Source organism: uncultured Gemmiger sp. (assembly GCA_944388105.1).
Taxonomy (GTDB): Bacteria; Bacillota; Clostridia; order Oscillospirales; family Ruminococcaceae; genus Gemmiger.
This window is the reverse complement of record CALXHN010000160.1, coordinates 1-2,743: the sequence shown is the minus strand read 5'-3', so window position 1 is coordinate 2,743 and position 2,743 is coordinate 1. Positions and strand designations below refer to the sequence as shown.

General features: G+C 61.6%; 3 protein-coding genes. 1 reads left to right on the top strand and 2 read right to left on the bottom strand.

The window, feature by feature from the left end:
* On the bottom strand, positions 1–1,289 hold a 1,289-nt coding region (locus tag Q0K17_RS11090), incomplete at its 3' end, for an aldehyde dehydrogenase (protein ID WP_294542970.1).
* Positions 1,246–2,493, bottom strand: coding sequence for an iron-containing alcohol dehydrogenase (locus tag Q0K17_RS11085; RefSeq protein WP_294542969.1), 1,248 nt, complete (start codon positions 2,491–2,493; stop codon positions 1,246–1,248). The genes Q0K17_RS11085 and Q0K17_RS11090, both read right to left, overlap by 44 nt.
* A gap of 59 nt (positions 2,494–2,552) precedes the next feature.
* Between Q0K17_RS11085 and Q0K17_RS11080 the strand changes: the two genes are divergently transcribed.
* On the top strand, positions 2,553–2,743 hold a 191-nt coding region (locus Q0K17_RS11080), incomplete at its 3' end, for a hypothetical protein (RefSeq protein WP_294542968.1).

The window sequence follows — 2,743 nt, the reverse complement described above, 5'->3', positions numbered from 1 at the left end:
ATGCTGCGCAGGTGGCTGAAGGCCTCGAACCCGGCCTTGCCGTGGTAGCCGCCCATGCCGCTCTCCCCTACGCCGCCGAAGGGCATTTCACTGGTGGCCAGGTGGATGATCACATCGTTCAGGCAACCGCCGCCGAAGTGGCAGCGGTCCAGCACCTTGCGCTGCACGGCCTTGTCCTCACTGAAGAGATAGAGGGCCAGCGGATGGGGCTGAGATTCGATGTCCGCCAGGGCGGCGTCCAGGTCGGTATAGGTCAGTACCGGCAGGATGGGTCCGAAGATCTCCTCGCCCATGACGGCGTCTTCCCGGGTCACATCTTTCATGACGGTGGGGGCAATGCGCTGGGTCTTTTCGTCCCCGGTGCCGCCGCAGACCACCTTGACCGGGTCGATCAGGCCCATCAGGCGGCGGTAGTGCTTTTCGTTGATGATCTTGCCGTAGTCCTCATTGGCCATGGGGTCGGCACCGAACTGAGCGGTGATCTCCTTCTGAATGGCGTCGATGAGTTCGTCCCGGATGGAGGCATCGCAGAGGATGTAGTCCGGGGCCACGCAGGTCTGCCCGCAGTTCAGGTACTTGCCGAAGACGATGCGCTTGGCGGCCAGACCGATCTTGGCGGACTTTTCCACAATGCAGGGGCTCTTGCCGCCCAGTTCCAGCACGGCGGGGGTCAGGTACTCGGCGGCGCAGCGCAGCACCTCCTTGCCCACAGCCTTGCTGCCGGTAAAGAAGATCATGTCAAACTTCTGGTGCAGCAGAGCCTGGTTTTCGGCACGGCCGCCGGTGACGACGCAGACATGTTCCGGCGGGAAGCACTCCTCCACGATCTGCTGCAGCACCGCACCGGTGGCCGGAGCGTAGGCGCTGGGCTTGACGATGGCGGTGTTGCCCGCGGCGATGGCGTCGATCAGCGGATCCAGGGTCAGCAGAACCGGGTAATTCCACGGGCTCATGATGAGCACATTGCCGTAGGGAGAGGGAGAGCGGAAGCTGCTGGCCGCAAACTGGGACAGCGGCGTGGACACCCATCGGTTCCGCATCAGGCGGCTGACATGGCGGATCATCCAGGTAGCTTCGGACAGGGTCAGTCCGGTCTCGCACATATAGCTTTCGGTAGCGGACTTGCCCAGGTCGGCCTTGAGGGCGCGGGCCAGATCCGCCTCATGGCTTTGCAGGGAGGCCTTGAGCTTTTTCAGCGCCGTGATGCGGGCTTCAGCGGGCAGGGTATGTCCGGCAGCAAAATACTCACGCTGCCGTTTGAGAATGGCTTGAATCTCCAGTTCCGTCATGGGTGGAAACCTCCTGAACTTGTTTGTACATATCTTCCAGCTTGTCGTGGCCCCACAGAACCGGAACCGGGTACAGCGGGTTGGCCTCGTGGTCGGCATAGCGGGCCAGCTGGGGGATGTCCTCGGTGCGGATACCGGGGAGGGTCTCGGGAATGTCCATTGCGGCGTTCATGGCGTCGATGTAGGCAATGAATTCCTTGGCGGCCGCCTCATCGCTGGTATCCTGGCTGACGCCGGAAGCCCGGGCCAGTTCGGCCAGCTTTTTCCAGGCGGCGCTGCCGTAGGCTTTCAGCACGATGGGCAGCAGCACGCTGTTGGCCAGACCGTGGGCAATGCCGTACCGGCCGCCCAGGCTGTGGGCCACGGCATGGACATACCCCACATAACTCTTGGTGAAGGCAGTACCGGCCAGGTAGGCAGCGCGCAGCATGTTGGCCCGGGCTTCCCGGTTATGGCCGTTGTAGTAGGCCTCCGGCAGGTTGTTGAAGATGAGCTGCACGGCCTCGATGGCGGCGGCCCGGGTGCCCTTGGTGGTGGAGCGGCCAATGTAGGCTTCCACTGCGTGGGTCAGCGCATCCATGCCGGTGGTGGCGGTCAGCTGCCGGGGCAGGTTGAGGGTCACGTCCGGATCGAGGACTGCATAATGGGGGATCAGCGAGAAATCGTTGATGGGGTATTTGTGGTGGATCTTCTCGTCGGTGATGACGGCGGCCAGGGTGGTCTCGCTGCCGGTGCCGGCGGTGGTGGGCACTGCGATGAGCAGCGGCAGACGGTGCATCACATGAAGCAGGCCTTCCATCTTGTCCAGAGACTTACGGGGCCGCACAATGCGGGCACCCACCGCCTTGGCGCAGTCCATGGAGGAACCGCCGCCGAAGGCGATCAGCCCCTGGCAGCCCTGTTCCAGGTAGAGGGCGCGGGCTTCCTCCACATTGGCCACGGTGGGGTTGGCCACGGTGCGGTCATAGACCACGCAGCGGATGTGCTGGGCCTTGAGGGTCTCCTCCAGACGGGCGGTGAGACCCAGGCTGTGGACCCCGGCGTCGGTGACCAGCATGACGCAGTCAATGCCGTGCTCCCGCAGCACGGCGGGAACGCCGCTGACCCCCTCGATCAGTTTGGGTTCACGGTAGGGCAAAAAAGGCAGGGCAATGCGCATGCCAAGCTGAAAAACACGGCAATAAATCTTCTTGAAAACGTTCATTTTTCTCATCCTTTCCCACTATGGACGCTATGATAAAGGATAAGACAAAAAGCAAGACAATGTCAAGTAAAACTTTAGGTAAATATTTTTTGAAAACTGTCAAAATTGACGAATTACCGTGCAGCGGCTTTTCTCATAGCCGGAACAGGGCAGACAGGCCGCCGCACTGCCGCACGAAAGATCCCCCCGCAAAAAAGCTCCTCCGGACTTTGCGGAGGAGCTTTGTGCGTCATGAGAAAAATCAGGCCTG

What these genes read in the sequence shown, in the direction of transcription:
- Q0K17_RS11085 (WP_294542969.1), bottom strand. Translation starts at nt 2,493, where the DNA reads ATGAACGTTTTCAAGAAGATTTATTGCCGTGTTTTTCAGCTTGGCATG.